Here is a 21,388-nt window from a genome sequence, read left to right on the forward strand (position 1 = left end):
CACCACTACGCAACTGCTGAGCTGCTTTCTTGTAATCAATTTCTAAGTTGTCCATAATATAAAAACTGTGTTAAACTACTTTTATTGTAGCTTGACACAGTTTAATTTACACTCTCAATGGAAAAGATAAGTGCAGGTTATAAATCAGATTTCACTTTTGATTTGGTCAAATGGGGAAATATAAAAAAGGGATTTACTCATTTTGCGAATGGTGATGTTGCTTTTGCTAAAATTACGCCATGTTTTCAAAACAGAAAGTCTGCAATTTTTCATGGCTTACCTAATGGTATCGGGGCAGGAACTACAGAATTAAAAGTGTTGAGACCCTATGGAAATACAATAGGTAGATGGTATCTGTTGTATTTCTTAGAGTCTCCATATTTCATTGATGAGGCAACGTTTAAAGGAACTGCAAACCAACAGCGTATTGTCGTCGGGTATTTGGAAAACAAGTTGTTTCCTTTACCGCCAAAGGAAGAGCAGCAACGCATTGTTGCTCAAATAGAAAAACTATTTGAGCAACTTCATTAATTGCTCTATCTTTTGGACTATTCGTTTCTGTTCTCGTAAAGGAGGTAAAGGAATCAAGTGCTCAACCAATTTGACTCTGGAAATATTCGGCTGGGCTCCTCCTTCTCCTTTCTTTATGAACGTATCTCTACTTGCCATCAGAAAATAAAAGAGATACCAATTGAAAATGATATATGGAGTGCAGCCACAACAAGCTTGATTGGTCGTGAGTTCCTTGCCAACAATAGCTAATTTTCCTATAGTGGCTCCATACATAGCAATGAGAACATCACCTATTTTATTCATACGCAGAGAGCAATCTTGAAAAGCTTTCTGCGTTATTTTTTCTTCTGTATCATATACAATACCATTGTTCAACTCCCCTGTTTTAAGCCATAAAATATTGCCGCCATAATAATTTTGGTTGGTGCGCTGAGGTGTAGAACCTGCGCCCCAATCTCCAATGCCTCCCATTCTTGCCCAAGTCCAACTATTAGGGATTTCAAAAGGGATTTCTTCAGTTATATCCACGCACTTTTTTCCAATCTTCTCATAGTACCTGTTATCGTCACCACGGAAGATAACAGAATCGTTAAGGGCTGACTTCTTTAGCTTGCCCTCTTTAACGAGTTTCTGCTTCTCTGTTTTTATCTGTTCAAGCAGTTCTTGTGCTGTTCCTTCTTCTGGTATTTGAGGTACGAGCTTGCCTTGTATAGCCTCTTGGAGAATAGATTTCTTAAGAAATGCTTTTATATTTGAATCAAGAATTTCTTTTTTATTTTGGAATGTTCCATATCTTTCGATTAGAGGAATAATATTTTCTATTTCATGTACAATCCTTTTTTGTTCATTTACAGGTGGAATTGGTATTAAGCGAGGTTTCATATTCTCCATAGAAACATGAACCATAGTACTTCCTGTTGTTGATGCTTTTACTTGCGTCTTATCAAACAAGAAGAAATAATACAAGTATTCTCTAAACAAAATCATTAAATTAAACTTGACATTCCAAATATGATAATGAAATATCGTTTTATCTCCATTCCATATTTGAGGACCAAAAGAAGCAGACCATGCATAAAGCAAGTCGCCATTATAGCAATACTTATCTTCTGGCAATTCTAAGTCTGAATAATACCACTCGTTATTTGTAAAAAAGTTACCAACACGAAGTACTTTGTATTTTCCTTGTGGCAATAGCTCTTCTTTTTTATATGCCCTACCATTTACAAAAGTTATAACATCTTGCATTCTGCACCATTCCCACCCATTAGGAACATCAAATGGTATCTCCTCATCAATGCATTTCACCTCTCCCGTAGCAAGTATCTTCTCATAATAGGAACTCATAGAACAATACCATGCCTATTTATATGGACAACTTTATGTTTTACTAATAAACGAATAGAAATGGAATTAGAAAAATTTGAAGAGTTCTTAACCCAAGGAAATATGGCTAAGAACACGATTTCGGCATATCTGTATGCCGTAAAGGAGTTTGGCTCTCGACACAAAGAGTTGAACAAGAGAAACTTGTTGGTTTACAAGACCTACTTGATTGAGACTTACAAACCAAAGACGGTGAACCTCCGTATTCAGGCGTTGAACAAGTACCTTGTATTTGTAGGCAAGACGAAACTCCGTTTGAAGTCGGTCAAGGTGCAGCAGCGTTCTTATTTGGAGAATGTCATCAGTAATGCCGACTACACCTTCTTGAAAAACAAGTTGAAGAAGGAAGACAACTTGGAGTGGTACTTTGTGGTGCGTTTCTTGGCTGCGACTGGTGCCAGAGTGAGCGAACTTGTACAAATCAAGATTGAGCACGTGCAAGTAGGCTATTACGACATCTACACCAAGGGTGGCAAGATACGGCGTATCTATATCCCCAAGACATTGCGCACAGAAACAGAAAAGTGGTTGCAAACACTCAACCGTACAAGTGGCTATCTCTTTCTCAATCGCTTTGGCGAGCGTATTACGACAAGAGGCATATCACAGCAGTTGAAGAACTATGCGATGAAGTATGGCTTGAATGAAAAAGTGGTGTACCCTCACTCGTTCCGCCATCGTTATGCCAAGAATTTCTTGGAGAAGTTCAACGATATAGCTTTGCTTGCTGACCTCATGGGACATGAAAGCATAGAGACAACACGTATCTATCTGCGAAGAAGTAGCTTGGAGCAACAAGAAATAGTAGATAAGGTTATCACTTGGTAAAATGCCAATAAAGGTTCATGTAAAACGTTTTATCATATGACATGCATATATAAACGACAACAAATCAATACGTCAGTAAATCATGTTATCATCATATTGGCAATATATGGCAGATAACCCCTAAAAATAAAGAATTGCCATATCCCTAACAGCTTTGTAGTCAGAGAGATTACTGGCTGGTATGGCAATATGGCAATTCTTGAAAGAAAAAGATTCAAAAATAAGTCTTGTTACTTCACGCTCCACTCAAACAAACCGCAGGACAGAGTTTCTGGCTGCTTCAGCTCGAGCTTCACTGCCTTGGTCTTCACTGGGTCGAAATTCACGATGCAGGCTACACCTCGCTTGCATGGATAAGCATCGGCTCCTGGAACTTCCTTCCAGTTGCCTGCCTCGTCCTGATAGTAGAGTTTCCAGCTGTCTGGCACCTTGCAACCGCCCCATGGCTGGTCGTCGTACCAATATACGGTGCTGGTCTTGATCTCCTTGCTCTCAGGGAAGGTGTAGGTAATCCACTCTGTAGTGTTCTTCTTTGGCCACCAGTGGATGTATGGGACAGAACGGTCGTTCTCATCGGCTGGAACCAGTCCGTCGGTGATGCTGCTCTTGGCAGGCACTGGAGAAGAGAATTCTACCTTAGCCTGAGCTGCGAGAGTTGCAGGAGCTGATGGCTTTGCAGCCTTGACATCCTGTGGCAACCATACCTTCATATTGCCGTTGCCACGATGAGCCCAGGCGAAGTATGGGATGAGAGTCAGGGTCTGGTCCTTGGTGCTCAGCTTGCCGCTCTTGTCGTAGGCGAGGGTCTGCACGTTCTCAGTCAAGGTCTCCATGTTCTGACCCTTGTAGAGTGTCAGTACATTCTTGTATTTAGGGGCGATGAAACCATCGTACGAGAGCTTGCCCTCAGCGAACTGAGGTTCGCGGTTCTCCAGGATGCTCATGATGTCGAAGCCCTTGTTGTCTGGCCACTCTGCGCAATATACAATAGGACCACGCTCGATGCTGATGCAGCCACGGTCGGCCTCTACCTTGTTGTTGGCACGTACGGTGCGTGCCTCCATATCGAAGTGAACGCGAACCACATCGCCCTTCTTCCACTTGCGGTTGATGGTATAATAGCCATCCTCTGTTACCTTAGCCTCTACCTTCTTGCCGTTTACGGTGATGGTATAGCCCAGTCGTTTGCCGTCGCTGTAGTAGTAAAGGTCTGATGGTACTGGCTGACCCTTTACCCAGCCCGGGATGCGGATTTTCATACCAAACTGACCTGCCTTGTTGTCATCCACCTTGATGGCGATATCTCCGTTCCAAGGGTACTGTGTATCCTGGCTCAAAGCCACCTTCTTGCCAGCTACTTTCAGAGAAGAAGAGTTGCTGAGGAAGAGGTTGACATATACATTCTTATCCTTTACGGCATATACATAGCCTGGGAGGGATGGCAGGAAACGGCAGATGTTGCTAGGGCAGCAGGCACAGCCGAACCAAGCCTGACGCTGGTGCTGACCCATGCTCTCCAATGGGTTAGGGTAGAAGAAACCGCCGCCGTCCATGCTCACACCACTGATGAGACCATTGTAGAGGGTACGCTCCAATACATCGTAATATTTGCTCTCGCCGTGGAGGAGGAAGAGACGGTAGTTGACATAAACATTGCCGATAGCTGCGCAGGTTTCGCAGTAGGCACTCATGTTAGGCAACTCGTAGTTTTTGCCGAAAGCCTCGCCGTTGTTGGTGGCTCCGATTCCTCCGGTGATGTAGAGCTTCTTGCTTACGATGTTGTCCCAGATGCGGTCGATGGCGTGGATATAGGCGGTGTCGCCAGTGAGGGCAGCTACATCTGCCATACCAGCATACATATAGGTAGCACGAACGGCATGACCTACAGCCTCGTCCTGTTCCAAAACCGGTTTGTGGCTCTGAGAGTATTCCTGTTTGATAGATGTCTTGCCACGATAGTCGAGGAAGAACTTAGCCTCTTCGAGATATTTCTTGTTGCCTGTAGCGAGATAAAGCTTGCAGAGTGCCATTTCGGCAATCTGATGTCCCGGTACCACGCAAGCCTGTCCTGGGTTAGGACCTACCTCCTTAACCACGCAGTCGGCATAGCGGATAGCGATGTCGAGGAACTTGCGGCTACCTGTAGCCTGCCAGTGAGCCACGGCACCCTCCACCATGTGACCGAGGTTGTAGAGCTCATGGCTCAAGTCTTCCTCCATGCTCCAGCGCTTGTCGCCTGCCCAGAAGTGAGGATGCTTCGGGTTCTGTGTACGGGCGGTATAGAGATATCCGTCAGCCTCCTGAGCCGGAGCGATGATGTCGAGCACACTGTCGATATAAGCCTTTAGCTTCTGGTCTGGATAAGTCTGGAGCACGTAGCTAGCGCCCTCGATAGTCTTGTATGGGTCGGTATCGTCGAAGCTGTAAGGCATCAACTTGCCCACATCGTAACTATCGCTAGGATGTGCAGCGCGCTCAAAGTTCTTGTATCTTCCCTCCGACTCGCATTTGCTGAAAGCCAAAGGTATAGTCACCTTGCGAGAGGTTTCGATACGCTGTCCCCAGAACGTATTGTTCCAAACCTTTACTGATGTGAAAGGCACCGGAGTGATAGGATAACCACCCGAGCTCTTGTTCACCTTCTGTGCCGAAGCAGGCATCAATGCCAATGCTGCCAAGGCTGATGTTACTAAAATCTTCTTCATGTATTGCTAGTTTATTTTGTTTGGTTTTTGTAAGGAATGTATTCATCCCAGAGTTTCAATGAGTGCAGATAGCCTGAGAAAGGCCATGCCTCTTCGGCATTCTTGCCCAGAAGCATAAACTGCGATGGCTTGACGAGGAGCTGGATATCCTTCTGGCTGATGAGCTTGTCGTTGATGTAGATGCTCTCGATTCTGCCGTCGAAGCAGACATATACGTGCTGCCACTTTCCTTCCAGGGTCTTCATCTCCTTGTAGCCGGCATCCTCGTACCATCCGTAGTGGTTCATCACACCGCAGCGTGGTTCGGTGCCGTTTACCAGCATCAGCTTCTCCAGTTCATCGTGAGATGAGGTGAAATCGGCAACGCATTCATTCTCGGCAATCTCCGGATTCAGAATCCATGCCTCGATGGTGTATGGAGCGTTGTCGCGGATGGTGGCTGGGAGCATGAAGTTGCTTCTGTAACTCTCCTTGCCGGTAAAGGCGAATGCCTTCTTGCCCTCTATGGTCTTGATGATGGCTGCAGTATCGTGTTGCGTCTCGAACTCGCCCTTGAGGTGAACATCCAGCGGACTGCCGTTCTTGATGTAAGGCACGGTATCGCCCTCGTTGTAGTAGTCAGCGCTGATATCTACCACCAGTCCCTGACTGTTCTTATCGGCTACTGCCTCACGTACGATGTTGCTTTGGGCATCGAAAGCCTTTTCTGCAGCCTCCTGTTCCCAGTTATAATAACGGAGATTGGTGAGGGTAAATTGCTTTTCGGCTGCACGGATTTCAAGTTTTCCTTCAGAAAGATTCAGACGAGGATCGTTTTCATCTATCTGATGCCAGCTTCCGTTGTCGAAAGCCTGAGCGGTGAGGGTGTGCTTGCGTGCCTTGTTGAGCTGCGGATGAGTCATCACCAGCTGGGCGCCCGGTTGCAGGGTGACGGCATCTTTGCCAGCCATACGCTCTCTGAGAGCGGTGCCCTGAAGGAGCGAAAACTTGCCGGCGAGCATTCCCTCGTTGTTATGCCAGGTTGTACCATCGAAATCGGCTGCTGTCAGGCCTAGCCACTGCTGTGGGGCAGAATCTTCTACGGAACCGTAAACCTTGATGTTCCAGATGGCGCCACCGAAACCATTCTTCTGTCCGCCGGTATAGGTGAGGCGGATGTACTGTGCCTTGGCATTTCCGAAATCTACCATCGGCGAACCAGCCAGACGGTTCTGTCGCTTGTCGGAGAAGGTCTGCCAGTGCTTGCCGTCATTCGATGTCTCGATGAGATACTGATAGAACTGTGTTCCGTATTCAAACTGAGTCCAGATGCTCTTGATGCTCTGCTTCTTGCCCAGGTCAATCTGAATCCAAGCCGGTCCGGTGGTGCGAGGGCGCCAGAGTGTGCCGTTGTTGTCATCAACCGCATATTCCGGACGGAAATCGTTGTCGTAATAAGAGGAAGCTGTAACCTTGGCACCGAAGGCGAGGTTCTTTGCTACCTTCATCTCCGGTTTCAGATCGAGACCTTCGTGGGTTGGAATGACCTCCTTGATGGTACCGTCTGCATTGAATTCGAGTTTATCGATTGCCACCTGACGATGGAATCCACGGTTGGAATGCGGATTGTCGTGGCGATGATATACGATGTAGTAGTTGTCGCCTTCCTGCAGCACGCTGTTGTGTCCCGGACCGTGAACGGTTCCGTCGGCATTGGTCTTGAGGATGGTGCCGTGGTAGGTATAAGGACCGAGCGGACTCTTGGCTGTGGCGTAATCCACACGGTAACTGGCATCTTCGCAATGTTCGCAGGAGTAGAGGAAGTAGTAGATGCCGTTGCGCTTGAAGACGAAAGGAGCCTCGAAAAAGTGAGTAACCTCGGTGTTCGGGATGAGCTTGGTTTCGCTGAACGATTTCATATCAGGATTCAGCTTACCTGCTCCGCAACCGAAGCCTTTGTAGATGCCCCAGGTGCCCCAATACATATAGACCGAACCATCATCTCGGAAGGTCTGACCATCCAGGGTGATGGCATTCTTTACGAATCTATCCGGTACGAGCACGGCTTCGCTCTCGCCCAGCACATTCTTCCAAGGACCGCGAGGTGTATCACCCACACCCAGATGGAGCTTGCAAGGCTGGCAGTAGAGATAGTAATACTTGCCGTCGGCTTCGTTCTTCATCACGTCCGGTGCCCAGATCCAGTGGCTGTCCGGCCAGTTCATCGGCATCAGGGTCCAGTTCTTGAAATCCTTGCTGCACCAGAGCTGTGCCGGTCCGAAACCGGCTCCGCTACCATCGGTAGTAGCATATATATAATAGGTGTCACCAAACTTCTTGATGGTTGGGTCGGCAAAATAACCAGGCAGGATAGGGTTGCCGGCTCCCGGAGTGTTGTAAGCAGCTTTCTGGGCAGCACCTGTCTCAGGCGCTGCCGCAGCTGCAGTTACGAATAGTGTTACAATTATATTCTTACTAACCATATGAACTTCTTTTTTCTAAATGCTTTTTTATTGCTTGATAACCTTGATGACGAATCCACCGCCCGAAGCAAGATGGATCTTCATTTCTGAATTCTGATGGATATCGTATTTCTCTATCTTGTAATCCTCGGCATCGTGGTTGGCATTGATGCCATCCTTCAATACGATTGCTTCGTAATCTCCATCCGCGAGGAAATCAAACTTCAGGGTGAGTGTGCGCTCATCCCAGTTGCTCTGACCGCCAACATACCAGTCGTTGCCCTTCTTTCTGGCGGTAACGATATACTTTCCGATTTCGCCTTGTGGCACGATGGTCTTGTCGAAAACTACAGGCAATGAAGCAATGTATCGGGTGTATGGCTCATCCGCCTCATAGTTGGTAGGAGTGTCGGCGAGCATCGTAAACGGACTGTCCTGTACGATGTAGCAGGCAGCCTGGTGGCATCGGGTACCCATCGAAATAGGTTTGGTGTAGATTGCCTTCCAGTTGTCGCGGGTTCCGTTTCTCATCGCTCCCGGTGTGAAATCCACCTGTCCTGCCATCATTCGGATGTATGGGAAGGTGACGTCGTAGAGTGGCATATCATTCTTAGCTTCCGTCCAGCGGCACTCTTCCATACCGAAAACACTCTCGTAGTTGAGGATGTTGGGGTAGGTGCGGTTCAGGCCGTGTGGCTTGTAGATACCATGCAGGTCGAGGATGAGATGATGCTTGGCTGTGCAGGCAGCCAGGCGTTCCACCATTTCGATGGCGGTCTGGTCGTCGCGGTCCATAAAATCCACCTTGAATCCCTTGATACCCATATCGGCATAGGTCTTGCAGATGGTTTCCAGGTTCTCGTCCATCACGTTGAACACAGCCCAAAGTACGATATCCACGCCCTTGCTCTTACCATATTCTATGAGTTTAGGCAACTGGATATCGTCTATTGGTTTCAGAATACTTCCCTCTTTCGAGTTGTACCATCCTTCATCAAGGATGATGTATTCCAAGCCGTGATTATGAGCAAAATCTATGTAATATTTGTAAGTATCGAAATTGATGCCTGCCTTGAAATCCACACCTTTCAGATTCCAGTCGTTCCACCAGTCCCAAGCCACCTTGCCCGGTTTGATCCAGGAAGTATCGCCTATCTTGTTGGGAGCAGCCAGGGCGTACACCAGATTGCTGGTTGGCATCTGGGTATCGTGCTCTGTGATGGCGAAGATGCGCCAAGGATAATTGCGTTTGCCGGTGCTGGTTGCGATGTAATCGCAGGTGCTCTTTACGTGGCTCATGTGTCGCCAAGGGTAGTAAGCCATCTCCTTAGGGTAGGGAGCAAAGGCGGCTCTCAGAATTCCCTTCTCTTTATCCTGTTCGCTGCTGTTAGCCTTCAGCCACATGCCCGGATACTTCTCCAGGTCGCTCTCCAGGATAGTGACTTTCGCCTTTCCGCAATCTATGGTAGCTGGCAGGAAAGCCATATCCTGCTTAGCGGTATCGAGACGTGTTTCGTGATAGATATTCTGGAAAGCCATGGCAAAAGGCTTTTCTGGTGTCGTCGTGTATGGCATCCATGCTTTCTTGTCCTTGCCAAACTGGTAGGCGGCGGTTTCATTCAGTATGATGGTCTTGCCTTTTCGCTGGGTATAGAATCGGTAAGCCACTCCCTCATCGTAAGCTCTCAGGATGATGCCGAAACCATTCTTCAGTTTCAGATTCAGTTCCTGATATGCTGTTTCAAAGTTTTGCTGACGATAGAATGGAGCATGGATGGTTTCCTTATGGTTGCTAAGCTTGTGGCTTGCTACCTTAGGATTCTTACCCATGTCCGTTCCATCGTTCAGCGTTACACCTATTGAAGACTCCTGTAAAAGAATGGAGCCATTGTATTTAAATTGAAGAGAGAGAGACTTGTTGGTGTTGAGTTCTGCTACGATTTTACCATCTGGTGATTTCACCAGATAGTTCTCTGCCGATACTGTTGCCCCTATATATAATAAGGTGGCGATGAAAAAGAGTTTCTTAACCATAACTTTCTAGGTTTATTGTTGTTTTGTCCGTTTTGTTATTCGTTTGGTGGCAATGCCTGTATTACCGGATTACCACAAGTTTTTATTTCTGCTGCAAATTTACGAATAGAATTGTTTATGTAATGCAAAGAAAGTCCAAAATGATGAAAATATCGTATCACAAGTATCCTGTTAGACGATAATTGTATCTTTATGTACGATAATTTTAGGACTTCGTTGATTTTTTCTGTTATTTTGCAGCCAGAAAAATAAATGAAACAATAATAAACCTAGAAGATATGGATTTAAAGCAGTTTACATTATTGATAGGTGTAGCCAGTTTGCCATCCATGACAACAGCAGCCACTGTTTATCGTACCATCTCTAAGGTGGAGGCAATATCAGTGGATTGTCCGGTGGGCACAGCTCCCCGACTTCCTAATCTCGTATGGGTAACCTATTCTGATGGTTATTCAGAGTATCGCCAGGTGCGCTGGGCTAACGCTCCGCTTGCTGATGAGCAGGCTGAAGCTGATGCGCAGAAACATCCTGCCGGGAGCCAATATGAGATAGGTGGTTTTGTGATTGGTGATGAGACTACCGACAATGGTTATCCTGTCAAGGCACAAATCAAGGTGGTGGCTGAAGGCTATCAGACTCCAGAAAAGGAAGTGGCTCATACCTTCTCGCTCGCTGATGTGAGCATAGATGGTGACAACCGACTCACCCACAACCGTGATGAGGCTATCCGTGAGATCTGTTCCTGGGATGTTACCCAACAACTCTACAACTATCGCGATACCTACGGACTCAGTACCGAAGGGTATACCAAGAGTGATGGCTGGGATTCGCCAGACACCAAGCTCAAGGGTCATGGATCAGGCCACTATATGTCGGCAATCGCACAGGCATACGCCGTGGCAACTAATCCTGAACAGAAGGCAATCCTCCGCAAGAACATCACCCGAATGGTGAATGAGTTGCGGGAGTGTCAGGAGAAGACCTTCGTATATAATAAGGAACTGAAGCGCAACTGGGAGGCTCGTGATTTCGCTCCTGAGGCTGAACTCAGAGAGATGAAGGGCACCTGGGCTGCTTTTGATGAGTATAAGAAGCACCCTGAACTTTATGGCTACGGCTATATCAACGCCATTCCGGCTCAGCATTGTGCTCTGATTGAAATGTATCGTGCTTACAACAACTCTGATTGGGTTTGGGCTCCTTATTACAGCGTACACAAGCAACTTGCCGGTCTGATAGACATCGCAACCTACTTTGATGATAAGGAAATCTGCGACAAGGCTCTCCTCATCGCCAAGGATATGGGACTCTGGGTATGGAACCGCATGCACTACCGCACTTACGTAAAGCAGGACGGCACCCAGGATGAGCGCAGAGCCAAGCCGGGCAACCGCTACGAGATGTGGGACATGTACATCGCCGGTGAGGTGGGAGGTATGAGTGAATCACTCGCCCGTCTTTCTGAGATGGTTTCCAATCCGGATGAAAAGGTAAAGCTCCTCGAGGCTGCCAACTGTTTCGATGCGCCTAAGTTCTATGATCCGCTGAGCAAGAACATCGATGACATCCGTACCCGCCATGCCAACCAGCATATTCCGATGATTATCGGAGCGCTGCGCAGTTACAAAAGCAATCAGAAGCCATACTATTATAATCTGGCTGAGAACTTCTGGAGACTGGTGCAGGGCAGATACATGTATGCGATGGGTGGTGTAGGAAATGGAGAGATGTTCCGCCAGCCATATACCCAGATTCTGAGTATGGCAACCAACGGACTGCAGGAAGGCGAATCGGAGGCTTATCCGGATATCAACGAAACCTGTTGTGCGTATAACCTCGTCAAACTGAGCAAGGATCTGAACTGTTATAACCCTGATAATGCACAGTATCTCGACTATATCGAGCGTACGCTGTATAATCAGATTATCGGTTCGCTCAATCCGGACCAGTATCAAACCTGCTATCAGTATGCAGTAGGTCTGAATGCCACCAAGCCGTTCGGCAACGAGACTCCTCAGAGCACCTGCTGCGGCGGTACAGGTTCTGAAAACCATACCAAGTACCAGCAGTCGGCATATTTTGCCAACGATCATACCCTCTGGGTAGGTCTCTATATGCCAAGCACCCTCCACTGGAAGGAGAAGGGTGTGACTATCAAGCAGGATTGCCTGTGGCCGGCACAGCATTCAGCCATTAAGATTACGGAAGGCGAGGGCGATTTCACCCTGAAACTCCGTGTACCATACTGGGCAACTCAAGGTTTCTCCATCAAGGTGAACGGCAAGGAAGTGGCAAAGAGCTATCAGCCTAGCACCTATGTAGAACTGGAGCAGAAGCACTGGAAGGCGGGCGATGTCGTGGAAATCGACATGCTGTTCAGCAAGCATATCGAATATGGTGCCGACAAGCTTTCGAGCGATGTGGCAAGTCTGGACGGTACTCCGCTGAAGACATCCTGGGTAGGAACCCTGATGTACGGACCATTGGTGATGGCAGGTACAGGCGCACAGACCTGGAACCAGGCTACGCTGAACATAGACTCCAAGTTGAGTAATATCACCGTGGGCGAATCAAACGGCGTGACCACAGGTGCGGGAGCCAATCTCCTTACCCTGAAGCTGGATGGCAAGGAATTCCAGCCAGATTATTACCGCAACGCCAACAGTACCCACTACTACCGCATCAACCAAACCGATGCCAAGAGCAAGAAGAGCAAGAAGGTGAAGATAGATTTCGGTGAATTGAATTCTCTCCTGAATCTTGCCGCAGAGCGTAAGGCTGACCAGGAGAAGTGGAATGCCCTCTCTCAGAAGGTTCCGGAGTATGCTCCATGGGCACCGTTCGGATATGAGCGCATGCAGAAGGTAATGGCTCAGGCACAGGAACTGGTGGCAAAGGGCAAGAAGAAGGTAACCCAGGATGAACTGGAAGGTACTACTGCCATTCTGAACCGTGCCATCAACACGATGCGCCCTGGCAATCTTGCCGAGATGGAAGACCTCCGGGAACTCTCCGGTCTGCTTCGACGTGCCGGCTGGCCTGATGAAAATACCAGCGCAGAACTAAAAGATGCCATCAGTTATGGCAGAATGGTTCAGAAATACGTAACCGACGGAAGTGGAACCCACGACATGATTCATGCCGCTGTGGAAAAACTGAAGAAGGCGATGAAACAATAAAGACATAGAAACAACAAAACAATAAAACATTAAAGACAACAAAGACATCATTTAGAATAAACAACATTTAAGTGTAACAAAATCGGCTTAAAAGACGAAAATATCGTCTAAATCGCCAGATTTGGACGATTTTTTCACTTTTTTAGACGATAATGTAGCATAATATGCAAAATATTGTGTTACTTTGCAATCGAAATTTAAACAATAATAAACCTAACAAAAAATAGAAAATGAGACAGACACAAAAAATCTCAGGCTTTGTACATAGTCAAGCTTATGTAAAAGCCATCGCGTGTTTGGTCCTTGCATGTGGGGGGGGGCATTACCTACTCTAGCTGCAAGTGAGACCTCATCAAGCTCTTCTGTTCAAATTGTTCAACAGAATAGTTCCACCATTAAAGGTGTGGTAGTAGATGAACATGGTGAACCTATTATAGGTGCCAGCGTTGTAGAACAGGGTTCTTCTAATGGAACGGTTACCAATTTAGATGGTAACTATGTTCTACACTTAAAAAAAGGTGGCAAGGTTCCTGTAGTTATATCCTATATTGGATATAAGAGCGTTACTACTGCGAAAGGTGGTAAAATTATACTTCAGGCAGACAATAAACTCTTGGATGAGCTTGTAGTCGTGGGTTATGGTACACAGAAAAAAGCAACTCTTACTGGCTCTGTTTCCCAGATTTCGGGTGACGATCTCCAGAAAGTGGCTGCTACAAATGTGGCAAATACTTTGGCTGGTAAGACTGCTGGTATCATAGCCAACAACCGTAGTGGTGAACCAGGTGCCGATGAGGCTTCTATCCTCATACGTGGTAAGGGAACTCTGGGTGATACCTCACCGCTGATAGTAGTGGATGGTGTTGCTGGTCGTAGCTTTAGCCGTTTGAATCCTGAAGATATTGAGAGTATTTCTGTTTTGAAGGATGCTTCTGCTGCTATTTATGGTGCACGTGCGGCTAATGGTGTTATTCTGGTAACAACCAAGCGTGGTAGTAGTGGACGTACACGAGTACAATATAATGGTAGTCTTACTTTCACTCAGCCTACCCGTATTCCTAAGATGCTTAACTCATATCAGTATGCTACCTACGTGAATGAGTATGATGCTGACGACCGTCATGGTCAGGCCGGTCTTACTTATTCTCCTGAGGCTTTGGAACATTATCGTACAGGTGATGATCCTGTCAACTATCCAAATACAGACTGGTGGGGCGAAGTTGCAAAGGATTGGACAACCAAAACAGAACATAGCCTCTCTATCTCAGGTGGCTCAGACAAGGTAAACTATTATCTCTCTACTCAATATATGAATCAGAATGCTATCTATAAGAATTCTGACCATGGCTATAAGCAGTATCAGTTTGCTTCTAATTTGGATGCAAAGCTGAATAAGAGAGTAAAGCTAAGTCTTGACTTGAATTTCCGTCAAGAGGAGCGTAAGCGTGGTATTTATTCCACCCCTTATCTCTTCTCTTATTTGATGAGTACTTTCCCTGGTAGTGCACCTTATTTCCCTAATGGACTTCCACGTACGGGTTATGATGGACTGACTAACAATGCTGCAGTAATGGTGTCTAGTGCTCCTGGTTCCAACAACTCCAAGAATTTGATCTTTAATGCTAAGCCAAAGTTGCATGTTGACCTTGACTTGATTACTAAAGGTCTGTATGTGGAGGGATATGCTGGTTTAGACTATACTCAACAGAATGGTAAACAAATAAATCAGCCTTACGATCTCTACGAATATGATAACGCCAAGCAAGAGTATAACAATCGCCGTAATGATACCAGTAAAATAAGTCTGAACGATTGGAGTTCTTACTACTATACTATTACATTGAATGGTCGCTTGGGTTATAACCGAACCTTTGCTGAAAAGCATAAGGTGGGGGCTTTCGTGGCTTATGAGCAGAGCAAGTACAAGTATCACACCATGAATGCTTATCGTACAAACTTCCTCTCAAATAAGTTGATGGATATTTTTGCTGGTAGTGACGTGCCTGCTGATAAGGATAATGGTGGATATTCTGACCTTACAACTCGTATGAATTATTTTGGACGTATCAATTATTCTTATATGGATAAGTATCTTTTAGAGGCTACGGTGCGTGTGGATGGTTCTATGAATTTTGCTCCAGGTCATCGTTGGGGTACATTCCCTTCATTCTCTGCAGGTTGGGTTATTTCTGATGAGCCATTCTTCAAACCATTGAAGAAGGTAGTGGATTTCTTGAAGATTCGTGGCTCTTGGGGACAGATGGGTAATGATAATATCTCTAAGTATCAGTACCTTTCAACTTACCAGTTTACACAAACAGGTGCTTACTTCGGAGCTGGAGAGAAGGGATCCATTAACAAAGGATTCTATCTGACAAGAACAGCCAATCCGTTGGTGACTTGGGAAACAGCCAATACGCTCAACTTGGGTATTAGCTCTACATTCCTTAATAACAAAATTTCATTGGATATCGATTGGTTCCAGTCTCGCCGTCGTGATATTTTGATTAGACGCAATGCTTCTATTCCATCATATTCTGGATTGGTATTACCAGATGAAAACTTGGGCAAGGTGAACAACTCTGGTATCGAACTTGTGGCTACTTATCGTGATCGCAAGGGCGATTTTGAGTGGAGTGTTACTGGTAACTTTACTTATGCCGAGAACAAAGTGAAATACATGGACGAGGCAGCTAATACTCCAGACTGGCAGCGCACAACCAACCATCCTATAGATGGACTTGTGCTTTATCATGCTTTGGGTATCTATCAGACTCAGGAACAGGTGGATAATACTCCTCACCTGGATAATGCCAAGCCTGGCGATTTGATTTATCAAGACACCAATGGTGATAATAAGATTACATGGGATGATGCCGTTCGAATCAATAAATCGGCTACACCTAAGATCCTATATGGATTGACTTTGAATGGTAGCTGGAAGGGTATCGACCTGAATGTTTTCTTCCAGGGACAGGCTGAGGCTGTGCAACTTGTTCAGCCAACCATGAATATGATTACTGATTTCTATGAGGGACGTTGGCGTGCTGACAATACCGCAGAGGAAAATATGAAGGCTCGATGGCCAAAGGCTTTTATCAAGCAGACATATGGAGACACTTGGAATGGTGCAGCTTCCGACTGGTGGTTACGTAATGCAGCCTTCCTTCGTTTGAAGTCTATCGAATTGGGCTATACTATACCAAAGAGTATCACTCAAAAGATTGGTATCGAGAAGTTCCGTGTATATATCAATGGAAATAATCTCTTCACTATCGACAAAATGAAGGTTTGTGATCCTGAAATCGGTTCTTCTTACAATGATGATGGCTACTTGATCAACTCCAATGGTATTCTTGGATATCCATTGCAGCGCATGGTTACCATAGGTACAAACATCACATTCTAACAAATAAATGATCATACAATGAGAACAAAATATATTATGTCGATTGCTTTCGCAGCAATGACGCTTTCGCTCACAACTAGTTGTGACGACGGCTTACTTGATCAGAGCCCGCTCAATAGCTACTCCGACGATGCTGTGTGGGGGGATTTGGCTCTGTCAAAAATCTATCTGAATGCTCAGTATGCCAATCTTGAGGCAGAAAACATGAAGGGTACTCGATATTCAAATTATACAGAAGAAGTGTTTCAAAAGCACCTTTATGGTTCTGAAACTGTTACCGCAGGTCTTCTTAACTGTGATACCTACAGTTTTGGTTGGGATAAGACTAATTATGATGCTTGGGGCACAATTTATGGCTATATCAAGAGTTTGAACCTTATGTTGGAGAAAATTGATAATGTGCCTGGTGATGAGGCAGAGCGCAATTGCCAGAAAGGACAGGCTCTCTTCCTTCGTGCTTGGAACTATCATTTGCTCTATAGTCTCTATGGTCGTGTACCATTGGTTGACAAGACTTTCCAACTCAATGAAAAATTTGAGTTGAAGCGTGCTGAATTGGATGAGGTTGCAGATTTTATCTGTAAGGATTTGGATGAGGCTGCAACTCTATTACCCGAAAAATATGATGATTCAGAGTTGGGACGTGCTACCGTGGGAGCAGCCTTGGCTTTGAAGTCAAGAGTTCTGCTCTATAAGGCAAGTCCTCTCTTTGGTACTCCTTCACGTGAAAAATGGCAAGCTGCAGCTGATGCTGCTAAGGCTGTCATGGATTTGGGAGTATATTCTCTTAAATCGGTAAGTAACAGTGAGGAATATGGTGCCTTGTTCTTGGACCCAACAAATCCTGAGGTTATCTTCGAGAAACTCTTTGATCCGAAATATGGTGCAGGAGAAAATAATTCTTATATATTCCAAGCTCCTTGTGGCAGTGGAAATGGTTTTGAAGGTTGGGGAAACTTTGACCCTACCCAGGAAATAGTAGATAAGTTCCAAATGGCTGATGGTACCAAGCCTGTTCTGCAAGACCGTTATACCTCTTATCCATGGGGCGGTCGGGAAATCCGTTTCAATGCTGCATTTATCTTGGATGGTGATAAATGGGGATACGGCAAGTCTGCCCGTGAGGTGGAAACCTTTATTCCGGGTGAGGATGGTGTTGTAACTGGTAAGGATAGTAATCAGGGTGAATCATGGTGGAATGCCAGCAACACAGGTTATTCTATGCGTAAGTTCTTGGATCCTTCATATGACAACTACGGAACTACCCAGCATGTTACGCCTTGGTTCTTCATTCGTTTGGCTGAGATTTATCTCAATTATGCGGAGTGCGAACTTCAGTTGGGCAATATCGATGAGGCGATGACTTATATAAATAAGGTACGTACACGTGCACTTCTTCCTGCTGCCACAGCTGCAAATGCAGAGCAAGCTTGGGATGCTTATTATTATGAGCGTCAGATAGAACTCGTATTTGAAGGTCAGCATTGGTTTGATCTTCGCCGTTGGAAGAAGATGGAAGAGTGCTATAGTAAGCCAGTTACGGGAGTCATCATTTATAAATACAAAGATGGACATAAGGAATATCAAACTGGTAATGTGGTAGCCAATCGTATATTTAATGGCGAAGCTCCTGCTGGAGCACACTATTGGATGCCTGTTCCTCGTTATGAGTTACGTCGCTCTAATTTGATAGATGGAGCTCCTTATGAGTAAAGAGATAAAAAGGGAAGGCTTCTTGGCAAACGACAAGATGCCTTCCCGATAAAACAATATATTAAAATGAATACTTATGAAAAAAAATAAATATATATTGGGGGCTTTTGCCTTACTCTTGGGAATGGCCTCATGTACTGATTATACTGAGCACGACCCTTATACAGTAACTTATCCTATTCCAGACGGCAAATCATTGTATCGTCCAAGAGAATTCTCTGGTCAGGATTGGCGTAATGAAACTTTCCAGTATTGTTATGACCGTGCCGCTTATACTGATAATCTCGCCATTTTTTGGGAGAGCGGATTTGGCAAGGACTTAGCATCTCCACCTTCTTTGGAAGGTACTGATATGAGTGTAGACTTGGAAAATCTCAAAACTCAGTTGGAGAAATTTTATAAGTTCTATCGTGATGACCTTGGCTTCCATACAGAAGGTTCTAAGGCTGACAAGTATCGAATGATGGTGATGCTGCAGTATTCTTTGGATGGTACTGCGTATGGTGGTACTTATGATAATACAATAGGAGCTTTTTGGGCAGCTCCTAACCGACTGAAAGATTCAAAACTCAATACTGTTGCCCATGAGTTGGGACATAGTTTCCAGCTGCAATTGCAGGCTGATGGAGCACATGGATTCGATAGTACGTTTGGTGGTATCTATGAGATGACTTCACAATGGATGCTTTGGCAGATTAATCCAAACTGGATAGATGATGAAACTTACCATTGGGATGCTTTTAAGGGATTGACTCACAAAGCTTTCTTGCATGGCGATAATATCTATCATTCTCCATATGTATTAGAGTATTGGAGTCAGAAGCATGGCAAAGATATTATGGCGAAGCTTTGGAAGGCTGCTCAGGAGTATCAGGATCCGGTTGTTGTATACCAGAATGTGACAGGAACATCTCAGCAGCAGTTCCTTGATGAGATGTATGATTGTTATGCTCGTTTGGTAAACTTTGATTTCGACCGTGTGCGTGATGTAACCCGTAAGTATGCTAACTCTTTTCCAAGTGCTAAAGAGTATATGAATGAGATTGGTGATGGTTGGTTACAGGTAGATCCAAGCCATTGCCCAGAAAACTATGGTTTTAATGCTTTGAAATTAGAAGTTCCAGCCGCAGGTTCTACTGTAACTGTAAGTTTCAATAACATCATGGGTGATCCTAATTACACTTGTGATTGGTGGTGGTGTGGTAGCTACCGTTTTGGATTTGTCGGCGTAACAGAGTCGGGTAAATCTATCTACGGTGAAATAGGAACTGCAGATTTTGATAATCGTAATGCTTCAGTTTCATTTGAGTTGCCTAAAAATGAGCAATTGGCTCATTTGTGGCTTGTAGTTACGGCTGGTCCAAAGGATGGACACTGGAGCTTGGCTCAGTTGCCATTGGCACAATGGCCTTATCAAGTGAAGTTTAATGGTACAAAGTTGATTTAGGTATAACTTTATTAATTTTTATTATTTTGAAGTTTCAGTATTTATTGGCTGCGTCATTAGCGATTGCTATGGCGCAGCCGGCAAATGGTCAGATGTTCTTTGGTAAACCAAAGGAAGTTTCAGATTCTGCTTATCTGGCCCAGGCTCAAACTCCTCCTATGGGATGGAACTCATGGAACAAGTTTGGTTGTAATGTCAGCGAAAAGCTGATCATGGATATGGCGGATAAGATGGTAGAGACTGGTATGAAGGATGCGGGATACCAGTATGTCGTTATTGATGACTGCTGGCAGGTAGAACGCGACTCACTTGGTTTCATCCAGGCAGATCCCGACCGTTTTCCTCACGGAATGAAATATCTGGCTGATTATATTCACAGCAAGGGTCTGAAGTTTGGACTTTATTCCTGTGCTGGAAGTTACACCTGTCAAGGTCGTCCTGGTAGCCGTGGTCATCAGTTTCAGGATGCCTTGATGTATGCCAAATGGGGTGTGGATTTCCTGAAATATGACTGGTGCTCTGATGAGGGACAGAATGCGCAGGCTGCTTATGCTACGATGAGCGATGCCATCAAGGAGTCGGGAAGACCTATCATTCTCAGTATTTGTGAATGGGGCGAACATGAACCTTGGAAATGGGGCAAGGGTATCGGACATCTGTGGCGCGTTACAGCCGATATCAGAGATTGCTACCAATGTCTCTTCGACTGGGGTGGCGTAGGAGTGCTCAACGTCATCGACAAGATGGCGGATCTTTATCCGTATGCCGGACCGGGTCATTGGAATGATGCCGAGATGCTGGAAGTGGGTAATGGCGGCATGACCAAGGATGAGTATATTACTCATTTTTCTATGTGGTGTATGCTGGCTGCTCCGCTGATGGCGGGTAACGACTTGACCAAGATGGATAAGGATACTCATGAGATTCTGACCAACAAGGAAGTGATAGCCGTAGACCAGGACCCTATGGGCGAGCAAGGACGCCGATTCATGGATATGGGAGAGAAGGAAATCTGGGCAAAGCCTCTGAGCAACGGCGAACTGGCAGTCTGCTTCCTAAACCGTACAGATTTCCCTTGGAAACTGGACTACAACTGGAGAGCCCAGACTATCTATTTTGCCAACGAGGTGAACATTCATGCCAATGAATATGTAATCAGAGACCTTTGGAAACATAAAGACATTGGTACTACTGCTCAGAATACCAAGGCAACCATTCCTGCTCATGGTGTATTGATGGTAAGACTTTCGAAGAAAGCTAAATAAATATAGTTAGTTCCGTTGCTGACGTAAAATTGTTGTTTTGCGGAATGCAACGGAACTTTTTTGTTTCTTTGTTTATGTTGATAACACTCTTGTTTCTCCTTTTAATACGTACATATCCGAAGCGTAAGGTGTGTTGTCTTAATACTCTATAATTCATAGTTTAAACAGTCATACATCCACGTTTATTTGGTTTGAACATCTTGATTTGTGAGGTTGCTGCCATATGCCGGCAATCACACGAATCTAATTCTTTAAGGTCTGATGCCATCTATCGCAAGCTTTTCAACAATGATATGCAGTATCTGATAGAGTGTAGTGAGAAAATCGTGAGGGATACCCCCAAATCGTGGTAAACGGCTCCGCGTTTATACCTTGCATAATTCAAAAAAAGCAGTAACAGCTGATTAAACAAATGCTGCTACTGCTTTTTCCATCGGTCAGGAAGTAAGTCTCTATATTTCTCCAGTG

10 protein-coding genes and 1 pseudogene are annotated in these 21,388 nt (G+C 45.4%); 7 read left to right on the forward strand and 4 right to left on the reverse strand.

Features of this window, described 5'->3' with window-relative positions:
* Positions 1–117 precede the first annotated feature (117 nt).
* Entirely contained in the window at positions 118–531 is a 414-nt protein-coding gene (locus NNC77_RS15155; protein ID WP_254971689.1) for a restriction endonuclease subunit S, read from the forward strand.
* Here the strand turns inward: NNC77_RS15155 and NNC77_RS15160 are convergent.
* Entirely contained in the window at positions 511–1,860 is a 1,350-nt protein-coding gene (locus NNC77_RS15160; RefSeq protein ID WP_254949392.1) for a restriction endonuclease subunit S, read from the reverse strand. The two genes, NNC77_RS15155 and NNC77_RS15160, sit on opposite strands and share 21 nt — an antisense overlap.
* Positions 1,861–1,920: 60 nt before the next feature.
* Between NNC77_RS15160 and NNC77_RS15165 the strand changes: the two genes are divergently transcribed.
* The gene (locus tag NNC77_RS15165) at positions 1,921–2,727 is read left to right on the forward strand and encodes a tyrosine-type recombinase/integrase (RefSeq protein WP_234563530.1); all 807 of its coding nucleotides are present in this window, start codon (positions 1,921–1,923) and stop codon (positions 2,725–2,727) included.
* A 230-nt stretch (positions 2,728–2,957) separates the two neighbouring features.
* On the opposite strand, the gene NNC77_RS15170 is transcribed toward NNC77_RS15165, so the two are convergent.
* Genes NNC77_RS15170 through NNC77_RS15180 form a run of 3 tightly spaced genes read right to left on the reverse strand, consistent with a single transcriptional unit; the run spans position 2,958 to position 9,907 of the window.
* Positions 2,958–5,432 (reverse strand): glycoside hydrolase family 127 protein, encoded by a 2,475-nt coding sequence (locus NNC77_RS15170; RefSeq protein ID WP_254971690.1) that lies wholly within the window; start codon positions 5,430–5,432, stop codon positions 2,958–2,960.
* An 11-nt stretch (positions 5,433–5,443) separates the two neighbouring features.
* Positions 5,444–7,894: a family 43 glycosylhydrolase gene (locus NNC77_RS15175; protein ID WP_254971692.1), complete on the reverse strand. Its 2,451-nt coding sequence runs from the start codon at positions 7,892–7,894 to the stop codon at positions 5,444–5,446.
* Positions 7,895–7,921: 27 nt separating this feature from the next.
* Positions 7,922–9,907, reverse strand: coding sequence for a glycoside hydrolase family 97 protein (locus NNC77_RS15180; RefSeq protein WP_254971694.1), 1,986 nt, complete (start codon positions 9,905–9,907; stop codon positions 7,922–7,924).
* 278 nt (positions 9,908–10,185) lie between these two features.
* Between NNC77_RS15180 and NNC77_RS15185 the strand changes: the two genes are divergently transcribed.
* From NNC77_RS15185 to NNC77_RS15205, 5 genes and pseudogenes are all read left to right on the forward strand, one after another.
* Positions 10,186–13,086, forward strand: a complete 2,901-nt coding sequence (locus tag NNC77_RS15185; protein ID WP_437183297.1) for a beta-L-arabinofuranosidase domain-containing protein — start codon at positions 10,186–10,188, stop codon at positions 13,084–13,086.
* A gap of 230 nt (positions 13,087–13,316) precedes the next feature.
* Positions 13,317–16,495: pseudogene (locus NNC77_RS15190) on the forward strand (SusC/RagA family TonB-linked outer membrane protein).
* An 18-nt stretch (positions 16,496–16,513) separates the two neighbouring features.
* The gene (locus tag NNC77_RS15195; protein WP_254971695.1) at positions 16,514–18,208 is read left to right on the forward strand and encodes a RagB/SusD family nutrient uptake outer membrane protein; all 1,695 of its coding nucleotides are present in this window, start codon (positions 16,514–16,516) and stop codon (positions 18,206–18,208) included.
* A gap of 76 nt (positions 18,209–18,284) precedes the next feature.
* Positions 18,285–19,655 (forward strand): DUF6055 domain-containing protein, encoded by a 1,371-nt coding sequence (locus tag NNC77_RS15200; RefSeq protein WP_117691685.1) that lies wholly within the window; start codon positions 18,285–18,287, stop codon positions 19,653–19,655.
* 92 nt (positions 19,656–19,747) lie between these two features.
* Complete coding sequence (locus NNC77_RS15205) at positions 19,748–20,920, forward strand: glycoside hydrolase family 27 protein (protein ID WP_254963171.1); 1,173 nt, start codon at positions 19,748–19,750, stop codon at positions 20,918–20,920.
* Positions 20,921–21,388 lie beyond the last annotated feature (468 nt).

It is taken from the genome of Segatella copri, from assembly GCF_024330485.1.
Classification (GTDB): domain Bacteria; phylum Bacteroidota; class Bacteroidia; order Bacteroidales; family Bacteroidaceae; genus Prevotella; species Prevotella copri_L.